At 60.2% G+C, this 20,140-nt stretch carries 19 protein-coding genes; 5 read left to right on the forward strand and 14 right to left on the reverse strand.

Annotated features, from left to right (window positions below; genetic code table 11):
- Positions 1–284 precede the first annotated feature (284 nt).
- Positions 285–686 (forward strand): quorum-sensing-regulated virulence factor family protein, encoded by a 402-nt coding sequence (locus AACY25_RS02715; RefSeq protein ID WP_339522360.1) that lies wholly within the window; start codon positions 285–287, stop codon positions 684–686.
- A gap of 3 nt (positions 687–689) precedes the next feature.
- Here the strand turns inward: AACY25_RS02715 and AACY25_RS02720 are convergent, their stop codons facing one another.
- Together AACY25_RS02720 and AACY25_RS02725 are read right to left on the reverse strand one after the other, a co-directional pair.
- On the reverse strand, positions 690–890 hold the full coding sequence (locus tag AACY25_RS02720; RefSeq protein ID WP_339522361.1) for a hypothetical protein: 201 nt from the start codon (positions 888–890) through the stop codon (positions 690–692).
- Positions 891–925: 35 nt separating this feature from the next.
- Positions 926–3,328 (reverse strand): xylulose 5-phosphate 3-epimerase, encoded by a 2,403-nt coding sequence (locus tag AACY25_RS02725; protein WP_339522362.1) that lies wholly within the window; start codon positions 3,326–3,328, stop codon positions 926–928.
- Positions 3,329–3,457: 129 nt separating this feature from the next.
- Here AACY25_RS02725 and AACY25_RS02730 point away from each other — a divergent pair, with 129 nt between their 5' ends.
- Together AACY25_RS02730 and AACY25_RS02735 are read left to right on the forward strand one after the other, a co-directional pair.
- Positions 3,458–4,861 carry an MBL fold metallo-hydrolase gene (locus AACY25_RS02730; protein WP_339522364.1) on the forward strand — a complete coding sequence of 468 codons (1,404 nt, stop codon included), beginning with the start codon at positions 3,458–3,460 and terminating at the stop codon, positions 4,859–4,861.
- Between the two features lie 131 nt (positions 4,862–4,992).
- Positions 4,993–6,114 (forward strand): LOG family protein, encoded by a 1,122-nt coding sequence (locus tag AACY25_RS02735; RefSeq protein ID WP_339522365.1) that lies wholly within the window; start codon positions 4,993–4,995, stop codon positions 6,112–6,114.
- Positions 6,115–6,274: 160 nt separating this feature from the next.
- On the opposite strand, the gene recX is transcribed toward AACY25_RS02735, so the two are convergent.
- The 3 genes from recX to AACY25_RS02750 all read right to left on the reverse strand — a co-directional run bounded on the left by recX (position 6,275) and on the right by AACY25_RS02750 (position 8,396).
- Positions 6,275–6,739 (reverse strand): recombination regulator RecX, encoded by a 465-nt coding sequence (gene recX / locus AACY25_RS02740; protein ID WP_339522366.1) that lies wholly within the window; start codon positions 6,737–6,739, stop codon positions 6,275–6,277.
- 11 nt (positions 6,740–6,750) lie between these two features.
- Entirely contained in the window at positions 6,751–7,794 is a 1,044-nt protein-coding gene (recA, locus tag AACY25_RS02745) for a recombinase RecA (protein ID WP_339522367.1), read from the reverse strand.
- A gap of 89 nt (positions 7,795–7,883) precedes the next feature.
- The gene (locus AACY25_RS02750; RefSeq protein WP_339522368.1) at positions 7,884–8,396 is read right to left on the reverse strand and encodes a CinA family protein; all 513 of its coding nucleotides are present in this window, start codon (positions 8,394–8,396) and stop codon (positions 7,884–7,886) included.
- Between the two features lie 78 nt (positions 8,397–8,474).
- Between AACY25_RS02750 and mutS the strand changes: the two genes are divergently transcribed.
- Positions 8,475–11,048, forward strand: coding sequence for a DNA mismatch repair protein MutS (gene mutS / locus AACY25_RS02755; protein ID WP_339522369.1), 2,574 nt, complete (start codon positions 8,475–8,477; stop codon positions 11,046–11,048).
- Between the two features lie 138 nt (positions 11,049–11,186).
- The gene (gene fdxA / locus AACY25_RS02760; protein WP_090248347.1) at positions 11,187–11,510 is read left to right on the forward strand and encodes a ferredoxin FdxA; all 324 of its coding nucleotides are present in this window, start codon (positions 11,187–11,189) and stop codon (positions 11,508–11,510) included.
- Between the two features lie 563 nt (positions 11,511–12,073).
- On the opposite strand, the gene rpoS is transcribed toward fdxA, so the two are convergent.
- The 9 genes from rpoS to AACY25_RS02805 form a co-directional block, all read right to left on the reverse strand.
- Complete coding sequence (rpoS, locus tag AACY25_RS02765; protein ID WP_339522370.1) at positions 12,074–13,084, reverse strand: RNA polymerase sigma factor RpoS; 1,011 nt, start codon at positions 13,082–13,084, stop codon at positions 12,074–12,076.
- A 105-nt stretch (positions 13,085–13,189) separates the two neighbouring features.
- Positions 13,190–14,050 (reverse strand): peptidoglycan DD-metalloendopeptidase family protein, encoded by an 861-nt coding sequence (locus tag AACY25_RS02770; protein WP_339522371.1) that lies wholly within the window; start codon positions 14,048–14,050, stop codon positions 13,190–13,192.
- 50 nt (positions 14,051–14,100) lie between these two features.
- The gene (locus tag AACY25_RS02775) at positions 14,101–15,039 is read right to left on the reverse strand and encodes a DUF368 domain-containing protein (protein ID WP_339522372.1); all 939 of its coding nucleotides are present in this window, start codon (positions 15,037–15,039) and stop codon (positions 14,101–14,103) included.
- A 23-nt stretch (positions 15,040–15,062) separates the two neighbouring features.
- Complete coding sequence (locus AACY25_RS02780; protein WP_339523805.1) at positions 15,063–15,698, reverse strand: protein-L-isoaspartate(D-aspartate) O-methyltransferase; 636 nt, start codon at positions 15,696–15,698, stop codon at positions 15,063–15,065.
- A gap of 41 nt (positions 15,699–15,739) precedes the next feature.
- Positions 15,740–16,489 (reverse strand): 5'/3'-nucleotidase SurE, encoded by a 750-nt coding sequence (gene surE, locus AACY25_RS02785; protein WP_339522373.1) that lies wholly within the window; start codon positions 16,487–16,489, stop codon positions 15,740–15,742.
- The gene (gene truD / locus AACY25_RS02790; protein ID WP_339522374.1) at positions 16,477–17,535 is read right to left on the reverse strand and encodes a tRNA pseudouridine(13) synthase TruD; all 1,059 of its coding nucleotides are present in this window, start codon (positions 17,533–17,535) and stop codon (positions 16,477–16,479) included. The genes surE and truD overlap by 13 nt, the downstream gene beginning before the upstream one ends.
- The gene (ispF, locus tag AACY25_RS02795) at positions 17,532–18,005 is read right to left on the reverse strand and encodes a 2-C-methyl-D-erythritol 2,4-cyclodiphosphate synthase (protein WP_339522375.1); all 474 of its coding nucleotides are present in this window, start codon (positions 18,003–18,005) and stop codon (positions 17,532–17,534) included. Before ispF ends, truD begins: the two co-directional genes overlap by 4 nt.
- 100 nt (positions 18,006–18,105) lie before the next feature.
- Positions 18,106–18,951 (reverse strand): S-formylglutathione hydrolase, encoded by an 846-nt coding sequence (gene fghA / locus AACY25_RS02800; RefSeq protein ID WP_339522376.1) that lies wholly within the window; start codon positions 18,949–18,951, stop codon positions 18,106–18,108.
- Between the two features lie 40 nt (positions 18,952–18,991).
- On the reverse strand, positions 18,992–20,104 hold the full coding sequence (locus AACY25_RS02805; RefSeq protein ID WP_339522377.1) for an S-(hydroxymethyl)glutathione dehydrogenase/class III alcohol dehydrogenase: 1,113 nt from the start codon (positions 20,102–20,104) through the stop codon (positions 18,992–18,994).
- Between the last annotated feature and the right edge of the window lie 36 nt (positions 20,105–20,140).

A 20,140-nucleotide genomic window follows, 5' to 3' on the forward strand; every position in this document is an offset into this window, starting at 1 on the left:
GAAATACCCAGGGCTGCTCATACATAGTCTGGAAAGGCCAGAGCTACGAGCAATCACACCTGAATCGCTGGAATTGCTTGGCCAGCCTATTTCTCGGACTCAGAAGAACAGCGTCCGATCCCCCGTCTTTGGTCGTGGAGGTACGCTGCCGGTGGGCAAAGGTGTCGCGATTGGTAACAACACTGAGAGCGGTACAATCCACGCCAATGCGACCACCCCCTGCACACGAACATTTTTCCCGCGAGCGGGTCTACTCGCATTAACTGATTTTAGGGAGTCACACCATGCTGCGTTTCATCCTTCCAGCTCTCGCCTTTGGCCTGCTTTTGCCGGGCGCGCAGGCAGCCTCGCTAAGCGATTACGAACTGAATAAAACGCTGGAAAAAGTGGCGCGCGAAAGCAGCGTGGGCACGCCACGGGCAATTAACGAAGACATTCTCGATCAGGGCTACACCGTTGACGGCAGCGAGCTGGTCAACCACCTCAGCGTGCGCAGCGAGCATGCAGCGCAGATGCGTGGCAACCCGGATGTAGTACGCGCGCAACTGGCCAATAGCGTATGCCGCAATGCCGGTTACCGTCAGTTGCTGACGCGCGGTGCGGCGCTGCGCTATGAGTTCAGCGAATACAAGAGCAACCGCCCGGTGACCACCGAGCGCTTTAGCAAAGCGGATTGCGGCCTGTAAGGCTCAACCGCCACCCTGCTGCGCGCGCCGCTGCTCATCATCGGCGCGCAGATCTGCCAGCAAAGCGCTCATATAGCGCGAACGCCGCGCCGCACCTTCAAGCCGCTGTAAACACTCTTCTTCTAGGCTTACCTGGTTGTTGCGCGCGGCCTGCTGCAACAGGCGATACAAATCCACATCAAGATCCAAGGTCAACTTAGGCATACCTGCCCTCCTTTCCCGCACCCAACTGGCCTGCACTAACGCAGACAGTGTGGTTCTCCCCGCCCTAGTACGGCCGCCTGCTCCTCGGAGTTGAGCAACTCGCCAAGAGGTTTTTCCAGTAATTCGGCAGCGGCCTCCAGCACATGCGCCCAGCTCGCCTGATTGGCGAACAGCATGCCGGCTTCATCCAGGGTGCCACCCCGGTTACGGTAGCCCAGCACCCGGCTGTGCCCAGCATCACCGAGCAATGGCCACAGATGCCCACGGGCGACTTCCGCACGCATATGGGTCAGCAGTACGCGCCGCACGCTGGCAGCCGGGAATAGCCGCTCAACCCGCTCGGCATCGACAATCACCGCCTGTTCCCAGGTATCACGGGCCGCGCGAAAACGCCCCGGCTCCTGCAAGTAAACCAAACGCCAGGCACAACCGGCAGCGCTCAGACGAACGGCCGCGCGCTGCATTTCTGCCAATTGATAACTGCCGGTGGCGATCAGCAGCAAAGGCTGCTCGCCTTGCTGCTCGGCCAGCACAACGGCGCCATCCCGCGCCAACTGTTCGGCCTGCTCGCGCGTGAATACGCAAGGCCGCTCCCGCTTGGCAATCACCATGCAGGCGATCTGGCCGCGCGCCTGGTAGATGCCCGGCAGCAGCGCCAATACCGAGTTGTGATCGGCCGGAAACACCACCCGCACCATATCGCTCATCTCACCGAGCAAGGCCTCGCAGAAGGTGGTGTCCTGGTGCGATTGCTGATTCTTGCCGTTTTCCCAGGTGTGCGACGTCGCCACCAGCGGCCAGCCAAGCCAGCCTGCCGGGCGCCTGGCTTCTTTCTGCTGCCGGGCAAAAATGATCCGCTGGCGCACTGCGCCAAGCATCTTCACGCAGAAGGCCTCGTAGCTGGCCACCAGATTCAGACCACCCTGATTGGCCAGACAGGCGGACACCACGGCCTCTTCGTTGAGCGCGGTGATAATGGCGCCATCCAACGCTTCCAGCTCGCTCTCCGGCGCGCTCACCCGGTGCTTGAGTGCCTTGAGCACACCGCCCAAGCGATTGCTGGCCAGTTCATCGGGGTTACCGACACGCGGGCGCAACTGCGGATTAGCCTGCGCCAGATCGACAAAGAAGCGATCCAGGGCCAGCATCGGTGAGCAAGCGCTGTCCTGATACTGCAGCTCGGGCAGTTTTGGCAGCGCGGGTTGACGCAGCGCCAGCGGGTTATCGCGCTCCAGTGCTCGGGAACCTCTAGCCGCAAACAGCGCGCAGGCTTCACTTAGCTCATCCGGGGCGACCCAGAGCTGCGCCGCATGCTGATTGAAAAGCTCGCGGGCCGCCTCATCGTTATGCGGGTTGGCCGGCAATGGCAAGTTATGCGCCGCATTGCTGCCCGCGCCGTAGAAGCCGAAACCCTTGAGCGTTTCGGCAATGCCGTAGGGCATCGGCAGCGGATACTTCAGTACGCCGTTGCGCAGTTCCTGCACCCGATGACCCAGGCGTTGCTCCATATCCCACAGCGCACAGACAAAGGCGGCCGGATCGCGGCCATCGAAGCTCACAGGATCAAAGCCACAGTGGCGCAGGTGGTCGCGAAAGTTATCCAGCCCGGCGGGAGTCGCCAGCTCGGTGCGTTGTTCGATGCGCCGGCCATTGGCGATCATCAATGGCAGAGCCACCCCGCAGTCTTCGGCCCGCCACCAGCGCGGCATCCAATCACTGCCGCGTTGCTCCTCGGCCGCACCATCGGAGAGAAATGCCACCAGCTTCTCGCCGGGTAACGGCAGGTGGGCGTATTGCAGCTCGGCAAAGCCCAGATAACCACCCTCGGCAATACCGCCAGCCGTGTGCGGGTTGACGTGGCTGCCCAGCGGCGCGCTGACCTGGCCGGCGGCATTCTGTGCATAGCTGTAGAAGTCCGCCACCAGCCGGCTCATCCCGGCCTCATCACAGGAGTAGCGTTCAGCCTGCTCCGGGTGCTGGTTGGTCGTCAGTAGGTTGAGCGCCTCGATGGCCGCTACGCAGTGGCCCTGGCCCATCAACCAGCCACGGGTTTCTCCGGTCAGATTATTCAGCGCCAGGTAGCCGGCGTAGGCCGGCACCATATTCAGCGCGCCGCCGGTATGCCCTTCCGGCGACACCTTGAAATCCTCTGCGGCCAACGCCACACCATCGAGGCGCACCCGCTGGGCATAGGTCATATGCACCACCAGCCACAGCCCTGCGGCTGTCAGTCGATCCAGCGCGTGAAAGTGGCGGTAGGCACTCGGCAGATCCGCCTGCAAGCCCGCCTGCACCAGCTGGTGGGCCATACGGTAGACCGCAGCGCAGGTCTGCGGACTATGCTGCAAGGGACCATAACCACGCTGCCAGGCGGCAAAGGTCGGCTCAAGGCGGGCATGCTCGGCCAACTCGCTGGCGCTGGGAAGTAGCTGGGTCATATGCGGCTCCGATAGTTTTAGTCAGCTTAGAGCGCTGGATGCAGGCAGATGCTGACCTGCATCAAAACCCCCGGTTACCTGATACGACAGCCTCAAGCACCACCCATTCAACGTGTTCAAGGATTAGCTATGGCCCTGCTCAATTTCCTCGGCGCAATTCAACAAGTCACCGGCTCCTGTTACCTGATCGAAAGCCGTGACGGAGCACGGGTATTGCTCGACTGCGGCATGCGCCAGGGCCGCCGCGAAGAGGAAGACGGCAACCGCGCGCCGTTTGCCTTTGACCCGCACAGCCTGGACGCCGTGGTAATTTCCCACGCGCACATTGACCACACTGGCCTGCTGCCAAAACTCACGGCAGCCGGCTACCGCGGGCCGATCTTCGCCACCGACGCGACCTGTGAGCTGATGGAGCTGATGCTGCTCGACGCCGCGTTTCTTCAGGAGAAAGACGCCGAACGGGAAAACAAATGGCGCGCGCGGATGGGCAAGGCGCCAATCAGCCCGCTGTACACAACCGCCGACGCCGAACAGGCGCTGAGCCAACGCCGGCCGATGATTTATGGCGAAAGCCGCGAAGTGGCCAAGGGGGTGCAAGTGACCTTTCACGAAGCCGGACACATCCTCGGTTCGGCGATTGTCGAACTCGAAGTACAGGACCATCACCTGACTCGCCGCCTGGTGTTCTCCGGCGACCTGGGCAACACCTGCTCGCCCTTGATGCAAGACCCCAGCGCGCTAAACAAAGCCGATGTGGTGCTGCTGGAATCGACCTACGGCGATCGCGACCACCGCTGCAGTGAGGACACCCTAGAAGAACTGGCGGAGATTCTGCAGCAGGCCCATCGCGACGGCGGCAACGTGCTGATCCCCTCCTTCGCCGTTGGCCGCACCCCGGATCTGATCTACTACCTCGGGCGCTTCTACCACGAAGGGCGGCTGCCGCAGCAGGCGGTGTTTCTCGACAGCCCCATGGCGATACGCGCCAATGCCATCTACTCGCGTTTCCAGGACCAATTTGCCGCCGAAGATCGCGCGGCGTTGGCGGCCAAAAAGGTCAAGCACGTGGAGGACTGGCTACCCATCCCGCGCTGCACACCCAGCGTGGAAGAGTCGATGGCGATCAACCGGATCAAGAGCGGTGCAATCATCATCGCCGGCAGCGGCATGTGTACGGGCGGGCGCATCGTCCATCACTTCAAGCACAACCTCTGGCGCGACGACTGCCACCTGATCTTTCCCGGCTTTCAGGCCAAAGGCACGCTGGGACGTAATATTGTCGACGGCGCCGAGAACGTGAAAATCCTCCACCAGCGCATCGCGGTAAAAGCCAAGGTGCACACCCTCGGCGGCGTCTCCGCGCATGCCGGGCAATCACAGCTGCTCGACTGGGTCAGCCACTTCGAGCACCACCCCGAGCTGTACCTGGTGCATGGCGAGCTGGAGAAGATGCAGGCCCTGCAACTGGCCTTGCGCGAGCGACTGAACTGGATTGCTAACATTCCCGAACCTGGCGAGCAAATAGCCCTCTGATACTGTCCTGGCTTAGGTCGTCGACTCCTAGGCTGAGCGAACGCCGCACAACCCTCTGCCAGCGACCATACTCAGTACAAGGCCGGCACGGCAGTACGCGTCCTCGACCGGCAATCAGAAGGAGAAGTTGTATGCCCGATGAATCGGATGATTTCCTGTCCCGGCATTTCCAGACCAGCGGCGCCGACCTGACCACCTGCGTGGAAGAACTGGGCATCCTCGCCGCACCGCCCGACAGCCCCAACACCAAGCTATACCAGGCCATGCTCGGCACGGTTGTGCGCATGGCCCAGGCCGACCGCAACCGTTGGGATGCCAAGATCATGCTGCAGACCCTACGCGAAATGGAGCATGCCTTCAGCGCCCTGGAACAATTCAAGCGGCGGCGCAAGGTAACCGTGTTCGGCTCGGCACGCACCCCGCCCGACCACCCGGTTTACCGCCTGGCCCGCGATCTGGGCGCGACCCTGGCCAAACATAATCTGATGGTTATTACCGGTGCCGGTGGCGGCATTATGGCAGCGGCCCATGAAGGGGCCGGTCTGGAGAACAGCTTGGGTTTCAATATCACCCTGCCCTTCGAGCAAGGCGCCAATGCCACTATGCAAGGCAGCAACAACCTGCTGTCGTTTCACTTCTTCTTTCTGCGCAAACTGTTCTTCGTCAAGGAAGCCGACGGTCTGGTGCTCTGCCCTGGTGGTTTCGGCACCCTGGACGAAGCACTGGAAGTGCTGACCCTGATCCAGACCGGTAAAAGCCCGTTGGTGCCGGTGGTATTGCTTGACCAGCCTGGCGGCACTTTCTGGAGCAGTGCTCTGACCTTTCTGCAGGAACAGCTGCAGAACAATGGCTACATCCTGCCCAGCGACATGCGCCTGATACGCCTGGTACACAGCGCCGAAGAGGCGGCCGAGGAAATCGCCCAGTTCTACCGCAACTACCACTCCAGCCGCTGGCTTAAAGAACGCTACGTTATCCGCCTCAATCATCCGCTGAATGAAACGGCCATGCAGCAGCTGAACAATGAGTTCCTCGATCTGTGCAGCCACGGAGACTTCCAACAGCAAACCCGCTGTGAGCCCGAGCTGGACGAACCGGAGCTGTGTCATATGACGCGCCTGGTGTTCACCTTTAACGGCCGTCACCACGGACGCTTGCGCGAATTACTGGATTTGGTCAATCAGACGCACAACTGGGCGGAAATACCTGCGCTACCACTCCCTGCCGACAAGCTGCTCACAGGCTATCGGTAAACGCAGATTCGCTGGCCAACAAGGACAGATCGGTGGCCCGCCTTTCAGTACAAAAGCGTTTGCCGCCAGTACTGCTGCATCATCGGCGTGTGGCGTAGGTAGATCACGGGAAGAGCGGGGAGAACTGATACAGGCCGGTAAACGAGCTGCGAACTTCGGCTTAATCGTCCAGCGCACCACGTAGCAAGCGCCCGATCAGCTCCGGCGGATAACCTCGATAGCTAAGAAAGCGCCCCTGCTGGGCCCGCTCGCGGGCATCACGGGGCAGCTCACCGGCAAACTTGCGTTGCCAGGTTTCCTGCAGATGTTCACGCCAGTCAATGCCACTATCACGCAAGGCCTGCTCGACATCACTGCGGGCCAAACCGCGCTGGGTCAGCTCTTCACGAATACGTAACGGTCCATAGCCGGCACGCGCGCGGTAGCCGACAAAGGCCTCCAGATAACGCGCCTCAGACAACAGGCCTTCCTCGGCCAGACGATCGAGAGCGGCCTCAATCAACTCATCGGCCGCCCCACGACTGCGCAGTTTGCGAGTCAGCTCGACCCGGCCATGTTCGCGCCGCGCCAGCAGATCCATGGCCGCCCGCCGCACCGCGACGAGGTTATCCAGAGCAATGGACATAGACAGATAAATCAGGCGTCGGCGTCAGCCAGGTCATCAGCCGTGGAGTTGGCCTTGACGGCCGGGCTGACCACCAGCAACTTCTCACGGATCAAGCCTTCAACGGTGCGCGCCACTTCCGGGTTGTCTTCCAGATACTTGGCCGAGTTAGCTTTGCCCTGACCGATCTTGTTGCCCTGGTAGCTGTACCAAGCGCCGGATTTCTCAAGCAGACCGAGCTGTACGCCGAGGTCAATGATTTCGCCGTTACGGTAGATACCCTTGCCGTAAAGAATCTGGAATTCAGCCTGACGGAACGGCGGCGCTACCTTGTTCTTCACTACCTTGACGCGGGTTTCGCTGCCGACCACTTCATCGCCTTCCTTCACCGCGCCGGTACGGCGGATGTCCAGGCGAACCGAAGCATAGAACTTCAGCGCGTTACCGCCGGTGGTGGTTTCCGGACTGCCGAACATCACGCCGATCTTCATGCGGATCTGGTTGATAAAGATCACCAGGCAATTAGCGTTCTTGATGTTGCCGGTAATCTTGCGCAGCGCCTGGCTCATCAGACGGGCCTGCAGACCGACGTGCATATCGCCCATTTCGCCTTCGATTTCCGCTTTCGGCACCAGGGCAGCTACGGAGTCGATCACGATCACGTCGATGGCGTTGGAGCGCACCAGCATGTCGGTGATTTCCAGGGCCTGCTCGCCGGTATCCGGCTGCGAAACCAGCAGGTCGTCAACATTGACACCCAGCTTGCCAGCGTATTCAGGGTCAAGCGCATGCTCGGCATCGACGAAGGCGCAGGTGGCGCCGAGCTTTTGCGCTTCTGCGATCACCGACAGGGTCAGGGTGGTTTTACCGGAAGACTCAGGGCCATAGATTTCAACGATACGACCTTTCGGCAGACCGCCAATGCCCAGCGCGATATCCAGACCCAGCGAGCCGGTGGAGATGGCCGGGATCGCCTGACGATCGTGATCGCCCATGCGCATCACCGCACCTTTGCCGAATTGTTTTTCAATCTGGCCTAGGGCTGCCGCCAAGGCGCGCTTCTTATTCTCGTCCATTTAAGTCCTCACTAATCAAGAAGGGCCAGCTAGCGGCCACCAACAACTGTATAAGTAGACAGTATTATTCCACAGGGCAAGTCGCCCGCCTACCCCGCGTTTGGTTTTTCTTGCGCAAGCAGGCGCAACAGCCCAGCCAGTGCGGCCTCAACCGTTTGTCGGCGAACTTCGCTGCGGTCCCCAGCGAACTGGCGGCGCACGCTGAATAGCTGCTCACCATCGCCCCAGGCCAGCCAGACGGTGCCCACCGGTTTCTCCGCCGAACCGCCATCCGGCCCCGCGATACCGCTGACCGCCACCGCGAAGCGCGATCCACTATTAGCCTGCGCCCCCCGCACCATGGCCTCGACCACTTCCTGACTCACCGCACCAACCGTAGCGAACAGCGCCTCGGACACGCTCAGCTGTTTAGTCTTCTGCGCATTGGAGTAGGTGACATAACCGGCTTCAAACCAGGCAGAGCTACCGGGAATGCGGGTAATCGCCTCAGCAATGCCGCCGCCGGTGCAGGATTCGGCGGTGGTCACCTTAGCCTTGGCGGCAATCAATTGTGCGCCCAGTTCGGCAGCCAGTTGGGTCGAGGGATATTCATTAGCAGTCATCTGCACTCCGGGGTTAAAGCCAGCCAGGCCGATACCGTACACTAGGCGCTTTTGCGATTCAGCCGGACAGTTAAAACGATGAGCCAAAGCGACCTCAGTTCTCACACGCCAATGATGCAGCAGTACTGGAAGCTGAAAAATCAGCACCCGGAACAGCTGATGTTTTACCGCATGGGCGACTTCTACGAGATCTTCTACGAGGACGCGAAAAAGGCCGCCAAGCTGCTGGATATCACCCTCACCGCCCGTGGCCAGTCCGCCGGCCAGGCCATCCCCATGTGCGGGATTCCCTACCACTCGCTGGAGGGTTACCTGGCCAAGCTGGTCAAGCTCGGCGAATCGGTGGTGATCTGCGAGCAGGTCGGCGACCCGGCTACCAGCAAAGGCCCGGTGGAACGCCAGGTGGTGCGCATCATCACCCCGGGCACCGTCAGCGACGAGGCGCTGCTCGATGAGCGCCGCGATAACCTGCTGGCGGCAGTATTAGGTGACGAGCGCCTGTTCGGCCTGGCCGTGCTGGATATCACCAGCGGCCGCTTCAGCGTGCTGGAAATAAAAGGCTGGGAAAACCTGCTGGCCGAGCTGGAGCGCCTGAATCCGGTTGAACTGCTTATTCCCGATGACTGGCCGCAGGGCTTGCCCGCCGAAAAACGCCGTGGCGTGCGCCGCCGCGCGCCTTGGGACTTCGAACGCGACACAGCTCATAAGAGTCTGTGCCAACAGTTTGCTACCCAGGACCTGAAAGGCTTCGGCTGCGAGAACCTGACCCTGGCCATCGGCGCTGCCGGCTGCCTGCTGACCTACGCCAAGGAAACCCAACGCACCGCCCTGCCGCACCTGCGCAGCCTGCGTCACGAACGCCTGGACGACACGGTGATTCTCGACGGCGCCAGCCGGCGCAATTTGGAACTGGACGTTAACCTGGCCGGCGGCCGTGAGAATACCCTGCAATCGGTGGTCGACCGCTGCCAGACCGCCATGGGCAGCCGCCTGCTTAGCCGCTGGCTAAACCGTCCTCTACGCGATCGCGCGGTACTGGAAGCACGCCAGGAATCGATTACCTGTCTGCTGGAGCGCTACCGCTTCGAAACCCTGCAGCCGCAGCTCAAGGAAATCGGCGATCTTGAGCGCATCCTCGCCCGGATAGGCCTGCGCAATGCACGTCCACGTGACCTGGCGCGTTTGCGCGATGCCCTGGCCGCATTGCCCACGCTGCAAATGGCCATGACCAACCTGGAGGCGCCGCACCTGGCCGAGCTCGCGGGCGTGGTTAGCACCTATCCGGAACTGGCCGAGCTGCTGGCCCGCGCGATTATCGACAATCCACCAGCGGTGATCCGCGATGGCGGCGTGCTGAAAACCGGCTACGACGCCGAATTGGACGAGTTGCAGTCGCTCAGCGAAAACGCCGGCCAGTATCTGATGGACCTGGAAACCCGTGAGAAAGCCCGCACCGGCCTGGCCAACCTCAAGGTTGGCTACAACCGCGTGCATGGCTACTTTATCGAGCTGCCGAGCAAGCAGGCCGAATCGGCCCCGGCCGACTATATCCGCCGCCAGACCCTCAAGGGCGCCGAGCGTTTTATCACCCCCGAACTCAAGGAGTTCGAAGACAAGGCGCTATCAGCCAAGAGCCGCGCCTTGGCCCGAGAGAAAATGCTCTACGATGAATTGCTCGAACGTCTGATCGGCCACCTCGGTCCGCTGCAAGACAGCGCAGCAGCCCTGGCCGAGCTGGACGTGTTGAGCAACCTGGCCGAGCGTGCGCTGAACCTCGACCTCAATCGCCCACGGTTTGTCGACGAACCCTGCATGCGTATCGACCAAGGCCGTCATCCGGTAGTCGAGCAGGTGCTGACCACGCCGTTCGTGGCCAACGACCTGAGTCTGGACGATGACACGCGCATGTTGATCATCACCGGGCCGAACATGGGTGGTAAATCCACTTATATGCGCCAGACCGCGCTGATCGTGTTGCTGGCACATATCGGCAGCTTTGTACCGGCAAAAAGCTGCGAGCTGTCGCTGGTTGATCGCATCTTCACCCGTATCGGCTCCAGCGATGACCTGGCCGGTGGCCGTTCGACCTTTATGGTGGAAATGAGCGAGACCGCGAATATCCTGCACAATGCCAGCGAACACAGCCTGGTGCTAATGGACGAAGTGGGCCGCGGCACCAGCACCTTCGACGGCCTGTCGCTAGCCTGGGCCGCCGCCGAACAACTGGCCAAGCTGCGCGCCTACACCCTGTTCGCCACCCACTATTTCGAACTGACGGTGCTGCCGGAAAGCCAGCCTATCGTGGCCAACGTGCACCTCAACGCCACCGAGCATAATGAGCGCATCGTCTTCCTCCACCATGTGCTGCCTGGCCCAGCCAGTCAGAGCTATGGTTTGGCAGTGGCGCAACTGGCGGGCGTGCCTAGTGAGGTGATTTTGCGTGCTCGCGAACATCTGGCGCGCTTGGAAACCACCAGCCTGCCCCACGAACTGCCACCGACACAGCCGGGCCAGGCTGCCGCACCCATGCAAAGCGATATGTTCGCCAGCCTGCCGCACCCGCTGCAGGAGGAATTACGCAAGATCAACCCGGATGATCTGACTCCGCGTAAAGCGCTAGAACTGTTATATACATGGAAGACACGCTTCTAACGTTATTGCGCGCGAACTGTTAGAATCGCGCGCATTTTTATGACTGCCCGACTTAAAGCCTGAGCCGTGGCCATTACCCCTAGCCTGCTAAAGCCCGCATAGAACGGGGCAGGCTGGCGCCCGAGGAGAGAATCAGAAATGACCTTCGTCGTTACCGACAACTGCGTCAAATGCAAATACACCGACTGCGTAGAAGTCTGCCCGGTGGACTGCTTCTACGAAGGCCCGAACTTCCTGGTGATCCACCCGGACGAGTGCATCGACTGCGCACTCTGCGAGCCTGAGTGCCCTGCACAAGCCATCTTCTCCGAAGATGAGGTGCCGGAAGATCAGCAGGAATATATCGAGCTGAACGCTGATCTGGCCGAAGTCTGGCCAAACATCACCGAGAAGAAAGAGTCCCTGCCGGACGCTGAAGAGTGGGATGGCGTGAAGGATAAACTGCAGTACCTGGAACGCTAGTAACCGGCCCAGCTAGTTGCACAAAAACCCGCCTCGCGCGGGTTTTTACTTTTCTACGAACCCGGAATTGCCTGGAGCAAGGCCGGAGAATGACCTGCAAACAACGAGCAGCAAAAAGCGGGCAAAAAAAGGGGCGACTTGCGTCGCCCACTCTTTTGTCCCTAGTCCCTGTATTTCCCAGCTCATCATCCTGATGAATCGCTTCCTACGATGTCCTGATTGTCTTCCTGACAACCTGTGCTTGTCCCTGAGCACAGGTGTAATACTAGCGATTTCCGCCTTCCTAACAAGCGCTTAATACTCCATCGAGATGCTCTTCACTCTTCGCCAATAAAAATAAATATTGTTTAATAACAATAAGTTAATAACACATAGAGCGCCTAACCGGCCACCTTACACACCAATGGCTTACGCGCCTTGTAAGCAATGACTTACATAAGCACTCACAAACTCGCCAGGAGTATCCCCTGGGGTCATCCGTGATGATCGCTAGTAAGTGACGTCCATGTAACACAGGCACAAAAAACCCGGCCAAGGCCGGGCTCAGTGTCAGCGCATCGAAGTCACTGAAACAGTGAATCACTCGACAGGCCGTTCTTCTCCAGAATTTCCCGCAAGCGCTTGAGTGCTTCGACTTGAATCTGCCGAACACGCTCACGGGTCAGGCCAATTTCCTGACCAACTTCTTCCAAGGTGCAGCTTTCATGGCCGCGCAAGCCGAAGCGGCGAATCACCACCTCACGCTGCTTGTCGGTCAGTTCAGACAGCCACTGGTCAATGCTCTGCGACAGGTCATCATCCTGCAGCAACTCGCAGGGGTCAGTTGGGCGGTCATCGGTCAGGGTATCGAGCAGAGTTTTGTCCGAATCCTGGCCCAGTGAAACATCCACCGAGGAAACACGCTCATTCAGGCCGAGCATGCGTTTAACTTCACCCACCGGTTTTTCCAGCAGGTTGGCAATTTCTTCTGCCGAAGGCTCGTGGTCGAGCTTCTGGGTCAATTCGCGAGCAGCACGTAGATAAACGTTGAGCTCTTTGACCACATGAATAGGTAACCGAATGGTACGGGTCTGATTCATGATCGCCCGTTCGATGGTCTGGCGGATCCACCAGGTGGCATAGGTCGAAAAACGGAAACCGCGCTCGGGATCGAATTTCTCTACCGCGCGGATCAGACCGAGGTTGCCCTCTTCAATCAGATCCAGCAGGGACAAACCACGATTGACGTAACGGCGAGCGATCTTCACTACCAAGCGCAGGTTGCTTTCAATCATGCGCTTGCGGCCGGCAGGGTCACCCTTCTGCGCCAGGCGCGCGAAGAACACTTCTTCTTCAGGGGTCAGTAGAGGGGAAAAGCCGATTTCGTTGAGGTACAGCTGAGTGGCGTCGAGCGCGCGGGTGTAATCGATGTATTTGTGCTGCTTGCTGCTAGCGGAGGTAGCTTTTGCTTTACTGCGGGAAAGTGGCGGTTGCGCTTCTTCGTCTGAATCATCGTCAAGGACAATAGCAGGCTCCATCAGGAGCACTTCATCATCGACGTCAAACTCCGGCGCTTCTTTTTTATTGAGAGCCATTTTTGTTATTCCTTGCTGAGTTCGACAGCAAGCCCTAGCGCGACCAAATCCCTGGTTACACCAAAGCCCGTCCCGCCCACGTGGTGGAGACAGGCTAGCGCAAGGTCAACGTCGCGGCAGGTATTGCAGCGGGTCGACAGGTTTACCTTGGCGGCGCACTTCAAAATGAAGTTTCACCCGGTCGGTTCCTGTGGAACCCATTTCGGCAATTTTCTGCCCAGCTTTGACCTGTTGCCCCTCCTGCACCAACAGCCTGCGGTTGTGACCGTAGGCGCTTACGTAGGTATCGCTATGTTTGATGATCACTAATTCGCCGTAGCCCCGTAAACCACTCCCGGCGTAGACCACTGAACCATCAGACGCAGCTAAAACAGGCTGGCCCAATTCCCCGGCGATATCAATGCCTTTATTCAAACTGCCGTTTGAGGAAAAACGCCCGATAACCGGCCCGCTAGAAGGCCACAACCAACCCGATGCAGAGCGCTGGGTTGGCGGTAAGGCGGAGACGCTTGGGGTGGTCTTCACGGGTGCTGGCGGCTGCGTTTGCACAGGCCGAGTTTGGATGGGTGTAGTCGGCCGTCCGGGCGGCGGAACAACTACAGGAGCCTTCGCTACCACAGGCGGGCGGCTGGCTGGCTGTCCATCAAAACGAATGATCTGGCCAACGCGGATCAGATAAGGCGGCGCAATGCCGTTACGCGCAGCCAGCGCCTTCCAATCCCAGCCGAAGCGGAAAGCAATCGAGTACAACGTATCGCCACGTTGCACTTGGTACTGGCCACTGCTGACCGGCTGACGCTGCTGAGCCTGAGTGGTACCACCTTGGGTACGGTCAACCACCTTGACGCCACCCGGCGGCGGACTCGCACAAGCGCTGAGCAACGCACCGAGGACAAGGCCACTCAACAGGGTACGAGCACTGCTGGCGCGAATCGGCAATTGAATGGCTGTGAAACTCACCTGCATCTCCCTCGGGCAAAACTGCTTACATCTAACTGGCGTGCATTGTGCCGCAATTATGGGTTATCAGCAGCGCTTTGCGGGTTGCGCCCAGCTAGCCACTCCAGGCCTAGCACCAGCAGAACAGCGGCAACCACCAAGGTAATCGCCAGGAACAACTGCGGGTCTTGGCCACTGATTTCGGCGAACTGTTGAGGCAAGAGATTGGATTGAAGCAACGGCACTTGGTCACCATGACGGTCAGTGCGCCAGGTTAGGGTTTCCTTCCAGGGCCAGATCTTGTTCAGCGAACCGACCATTAGACCGGTGAGAAACGCCAGCGTCAGATCACGCCAGCGCGCCAGCAGCCAACGCAGAATCCCGGCAAAGCTGACAATCCCCACCAGGCAACCGCTGGCAAAGATCAGCAGAACAGTAATATCCAGCCCCTTAACCGCCGTCAGCACAAAGCTGTAGAGACCCAGCAACACCAGAATAAAACTGCCGGAAATCCCCGGCAGGATCATCGCGCAAATGGCAATTGCGCCGGCGAAGAACAGGCTCAGCGGGTCGTGTCCCAACTGCAGCGGCGAAGCCACGGTAATCCAGTAAGCGAATGCCGCCCCCAGTACCAGGCTAACTGCGCGCGTCCAATTCCAATGCTGAATCTCACGTACAACCAGGTGCGTGGAAACCAGAATAAGGCCGAAGAAAAACGACCACACAGGAATCGGCTGCTCGACCAGTAGGTAAGTGATCAGCCGTGCCAGGCTGAGTACGCTGGTCATGATGCCCAGCAGCAGCACCAGCAGAAACGTCGCGTTGGCGGCCTTCCACGCCTCGACAATACGCCCGCGCAGCAACAGGCCAAGGGCTACCGGCACGCTGGCAATCGAGCGCAGCAGCTCATCATAAATACCGGTAATAAACGCCACAGTGCCGCCCGACACGCCGGGCACCACGTCGGCCGCACCCATGGCAATGCCTTTGGCATAGAGCAGGAAATATTTCTTCATGAGTTCATCCGTAAACAATCGAGTCAGGCCAGAGGGCCGTTGAGCAAGGGTACAAAGCGCACCGCATCCAGCACATGCCGGGAGAAACCGTCTTCTTCACGGACGATCAACAGCAGTTCCTGCACATCACCCGCGCCGACCGGGATTACCAGGCGCCCGCCCAAGGCCAACTGATCGAGCAAGGCCTGTGGCACATTGGCCGCAGCAGCAGTAACGATGATGCCGTTATACGGCCCCAAAGCATTCCAGCCCTCCCAGCCGTCACCCCAGCGAAACACCACATTGCGCAGGTTGAGCTGGGTCAGACGCTCCTTGGCCTTGTCCTGCAGGTTTTGGATGCGCTCGACACTGAATACGCGCTCAACCAGCTGAGCCAGAATCGCGGTCTGGTAACCCGAGCCCGTACCGATTTCCAGCACCTTGTCCAAGGGTCCAGCGGCTAATAGCAGCTCGCTCATGCGCGCCACCATATAAGGCTGCGAGATGGTCTGGTTGTTGCCAATCGGCAGCGCTGTGTCTTCATAGGCGCGATGAGCCAGAGCTTCATCGACAAACAGATGACGCGGTGTGCGGCGAATGGCCTCCAGCACATGGGCGTTGGACAGCCCTTCCTCATACAGCCGCTGAATCAGCCGCTCGCGGGTGCGCTGCGAGGTCATGCCAATGCCGCGATGGTGCAATTCGTCTTGTTCACGGCGGATCACAGCAGGCCCTCCAGCCAGGGTTGCAGACTGTTGAGCCCGTCGGCAAAGGTGCGATCCAGCTGCAGCGGGGTGACCGAAACATAGCCCTGCATCACCGCATGAAAATCCGTACCAGGGCCGCCATCTTCCGCCTCACCGGCCACCGAGATCCAGTAACCCTCCTTACCACGTGGGTTGACCACTTTGACCGGTGCCGCCGCGCGGGCGCGATGGCCCAGACGGGTCAACTGGATACCGCGGATATGCTCCAGCGGCAGATTGGGGATATTTACGTTGAGTACGGTGCGCGGAGGCAAATCAAGCTGCTCGTGGGCCTCGACCAACTTGCGGGCGAAATAGGCCGCAGTCACCAAATTGTCCGGCATACGCGAAAGCAGGGAGAAAGCGAACGCCGGGCGAGCCAGAAAACGCCCTTCAAGGGCTGCGGCCACGGTGCCGGAATACAGCACGTCGTCACCCAGATTGGCACCTAGATTGATGCCCGAAACCACCAGATCCGCCACGTGCGGCAGCAGACCATTGAGACCCAGGTGCACGCAATCGGTCGGTGTGCCATTGAGGCTGATATAGCCATTGGGCAAGGTAGTTGGGTGCAGGGGCCGGTCGAGGGTCAGCGAGCTGCTCGCGCCGCTCTTGTCCTGATCAGGGGCAATCACCGTGCACTCGGCATAGTCGGCCAGCGCCGCATGCAGCGCAGCAAGGCCTGGCGCAGCGACGCCGTCATCATTGGAAATCAGAATACGCATGGGTTGTCCGTCTGCCCTGCAGGCAACAGATCGACGAGCTCACGCACCAAGACGGTAGCGAAGCATCCAGCCGGCAGGACGAATTCCAGTTGCAGAATGTCAGGCTCGGGATAATGCCACGACAGGCCGCCAATGGGGAGGCGCAGGATACGCCGTTCGTGCGTCATGTCCGCTTCTGCCAACCAATCGACCAAGGCACTTTCACGCGCGCCAATCTGTTGTTCCAGCGCTTGCGCGACACCACCGGCGGTAGAAACACCCGCACCCCACAACGGGCCCGTCGGATGCAGATCGAGAATCGCCAGGCGCGGATCGCTGCACTCCGCCTCGCCGGCAGTAAAGAAGCTGCGGCTGTCGGTAAAGGCCAGCAGATCACCGAGCAGCGCCTGATTCCAGGTGCCGGCGGCGACCCGCTCGGCCAGCACCTGATTGAACAGATAGCTGCGCGCCGCCGAGAGCACCCGCGAGCGCACATTGCGCTTCTCCGGCAGGCTCTTGTTCGCCGCAAAATGCCGGGCATGGGCGACATTGCCGCCTTCATGACCGAAGCGCTGCAAGCCGTAATAGTTGGGAATGCCCTGAGCGGCGATTTGCTTGAGGCGTTGATCCAGCGCTTCGCGATCTGCAGCGAGCCGGGTCAGACGCAGAGTAAAGCCGTTGGCCGCATGGGCGCCGCGCTGCAGCTTACGGGTATGCCGCACCTGGTTAAGGATGCTCAGGCTGGCATCTTCGGCGGCACTCAGGTCGGGATCGAGCTTGCCCGGCAGATGCAAGCTAAACCACTGACGGGTCAGGGCCTGACGATCCTTGAGGCCGGCATAGCTGATCAGTTTCAGCGGCACTCCGGCGGCACGGGCGATGCGTTTGGCGGCCTCTTCGGTGTTCAGCTCGCGCTTTTCTACCCACAGCCAGAGGTGTTCGCCCTCACCAGCCAGGGGAATATCCAGCACTTCATCCACCTGAAAATCCTCCGCCACGGCCTTGAGCACCGCAGTGCCGCAGGGTTCGCCATAGGCACGCGGGCCTAGCAGCTCAAGCTCGTTCATCGGGCAACCAACAGCGCAACGGCATGCACGGCAATGCCTTCTTCACGGCCGGTAAAGCCAAGCTTCTCGGTGGTGGTGGCCTTGACGTTGACCTGATCCAGACCCACTTGCAGGTCTTCGGCAATCCGCGCACGCATGGTCTCGATGTGCGGTGACATCTTCGGTGCCTGAGCGACGATGGTGGCGTCGACATTGCCGACCTGCCAGCCTTTGCCATGAATCAACCCGAGCACATGGCGCAGCAGCACACGGCTGTCGGCGCCCTTGAAGGTCGGGTCGGTATCGGGGAAGTGTTTGCCGATATCGCCCAGCGCGGCCGCGCCGAGCAAGGCATCGCTCAGGGCATGCAGCAGCACGTCGCCATCGGAATGGGCCAGCAGGCCAAACGTGTGAGGGATTTGCACGCCGCCCAAGGTAATAAAGGAGCCCTCACCGAAGCGGTGCACATCGTAGCCGTGGCCAATACGCATAAGAAACAACGCCCTGAAAAAGTCAGGGCGTGATTCTAACTGAAAGCTACCTATAGGGGCCGGCTAGCTGGCGCACCGAACTTTGTCCGCCAGCACCGGCTCAGCTCAATAGCGCCTTGGCGTGATGACGCAGGTGATCATCGATAAAGCTGGCGATAAAGTAGTAGCTGTGGTCGTAGCCCGGCTGCAGGCGCAGGGTCAGCGGATGGCCAGCTGCCTGCGCCGCTGCTTTGAGGGCATTGGGCTTGAGCTGGTTTTCCAGGAAGTCATCACGATCACCCTGGTCGACCAGAATCGGCAGCTTTTCTGTAGCTTCGGCGAGCAAGGCGCAGGCATCCCATTCGCGCCAGCGCGAACGTTCATCGCCCAGGTAGCGCGACAACGCCTTTTCACCCCAAGGGCAGTTGCTTGGGTTGCTGATAGGCGCAAAGGCCGACAGCGACTGATAGCGCCCTGGGTTGCGCAACGCACAGACCAGCGCACCGTGGCCGCCCATGGAGTGGCCGCTGATGCCGCGCTTGTCGGATACCGGGAAGTTCGCCTCGATCAGCGCCGGCAGCTCCTGCACCACATAGTCATACATGCGGTAATGCCGCGCCCAGGGTTCTTGGGTGGCGTTCAGGTAGAAGCCTGCGCCCAGGCCGAAATCCCAGGCCTTGTCCGGGTCATCCGGCACATCGGCACCGCGCGGGCTGGTATCCGGCGCGACGATGATCATCCCCAGCTCGGCCGCCAACTTATGTGCGCCGGCCTTCTGCATAAAGTTCTCATCGGTACAGGTCAGCCCGCTCAGCCAATACAGCACCGGCAATTTACCGCCCTGCTCGGCCTGCGGCGGCAGGTACACGGCAAACACCATGTCGCAGCCCAGCACCGCCGACCGGTGGCGGTAACGCTTGTGCCAGCCGCCGGCACTCTTCTGGCAGGAAATATTTTCCAAGGTCATGGAGCCTCCATTGGGCGGCCGCGACAGCCGCCCAGCGCAATCAGAAGTGGATAACGGTGCGGATGCTCTTGCCTTCATGCATCAGGTCAAAGGCCTTGTTGATGTCTTCCAGCGGCATATTGTGGGTAATAAAAGTATCCAGCGGGATTTCGCCTTTCTGCGCCTTTTCCACATAGCTCGGCAGCTCAGTACGGCCCTTGACGCCGCCGAAGGCCGAACCGCGCCAGACGCGACCGGTCACCAGCTGGAACGGCCGGGTGCTGATTTCCTGGCCGGCACCGGCCACGCCTATGATCACCGACTCACCCCAACCCTTGTGCGCGCATTCCAGCGCCGCGCGCATCAGTTGCACATTGCCGACGCATTCGAAGGAATAGTCCACGCCGCCGTCGGTCATCTCGACGATAACTTCCTGAATTGGCTTGGCGAAATCTTTCGGGTTAACGAAGTCAGTCGCGCCCAACTCACGGGCCACCTCGAACTTGGCTGGATTGATATCGATGGCGATGATCCGCGAGGCCTTGGCCATCTTTGCGCCGATGATTGCCGCCAAGCCGATGCCACCGAGACCGAAGATCGCCACGGTGGCACCCTCTTCCACTTTGGCAGTATTGAGCACGGCGCCGATGCCGGTGGTCACGCCGCAGCCAAGCAGGCAGACCTTCTCCAGCGGCGCGTCCTTGGGGATCACCGCCAGGGAAACCTCCGGCAGCACGGTGTATTCGGAGAAGGTCGAACAGCCCATGTAGTGATAGATCGGCTCGCCGTTGTAGCTGAAGCGACTGGTACCGTCCGGCATCAGGCCCTTGCCCTGGGTGGCGCGTACCGAGCTGCACAGGTTGGTTTTGCCGGACTTGCAGAATTTGCAGGAACGGCATTCGGCGGTATACAGCGGAATCACGTGGTCACCCACCTTGACCGAGGTCACGCCCTCACCGATCGCCTCGACTATGCCGCCGCCTTCATGACCGAGAATCGCCGGGAATACCCCTTCGGAATCTTCACCCGACAAGGTGTAAGCATCGGTGTGGCACACGCCTGTGGCGACAATGCGCACCAGCACTTCCCCGGCCTTGGGCGGCGCCACGTCGACTTCGACGATTTGCAGCGGCTGATTGGGGGCAAAGGCTACGGCAGCACGGGACTTGATCATGATCGCTCTCCAGCGGATTCAACGGTGGCGCAGAGT

It is taken from the genome of Pseudomonas sp. EA_35y_Pfl2_R111, assembly GCF_963970955.1.
In the GTDB taxonomy this organism is placed as follows: domain Bacteria; phylum Pseudomonadota; class Gammaproteobacteria; order Pseudomonadales; family Pseudomonadaceae; genus Aquipseudomonas.